This window comes from Vibrio sp. 1249-1 (genome assembly GCF_033340495.1).
Genome location: NZ_JAWOWJ010001240.1, coordinates 1 through 504, shown reverse-complemented (window position 1 = coordinate 504; position 504 = coordinate 1). Strand labels below are relative to the sequence as shown.

Genomic DNA, 504 nt, shown 5'->3' with positions numbered 1-504 from the left:
TGAAGATGTTGCCATCATTCGCTCTGCGTATGGTGAAGAAGATTTAGATTGCCGCAACTGGACACTGGTTTCTGAGCCATCACTTAATCGTGGCGATGTGCAAATCGAAGCAGGCGAATCGAGCATTAACTACCGCATGGAAGAGCGCATCAAGAGTGTGCTGCACAGCTTTTGTGGCGCGAACCGTCACCAAGAGGGTGAGTAATCCATGCAAGTTTTGGCCGATCGCCTCAAAAACTACAAAGTTGAAGGCTTAACCACGCGCCCGGTCGCTTCTGGCAAATTGGTGCGCGTTGTTGGTTTGACCTTAGAAGCAACGGGCTGTCGTGCGCCGATCGGCAGTCTATGTTTGGTTGAAACCATGTCTGGTCACATGGAAGCTGAAGTGGTTGGTTTTTCTGGTGATAACTTGTATTTGATGCCGAGTGAGCAAAGCACCGGTATTTTGCCCGGTGCAAAAGTGACGCCATTAACCAGCGAAGCAGGTTTGCCTGTTGGTATGGA

1 protein-coding gene and 1 pseudogene are annotated in these 504 nt (G+C 50.0%); both read left to right on the top strand.

Features of this window, described 5'->3' with window-relative positions; all coding sequences use genetic code 11:
- Window positions 1-205 (top strand): FliH/SctL family protein (locus R7Z50_RS31480; RefSeq protein WP_318150271.1); only part of this gene is annotated, 205 nt, incomplete at its 5' end.
- A 3-nt stretch (window positions 206-208) separates the two neighbouring features.
- Window positions 209-504, top strand: a pseudogene (gene fliI, locus R7Z50_RS31475) (flagellum-specific ATP synthase FliI); the annotation flags it as partial.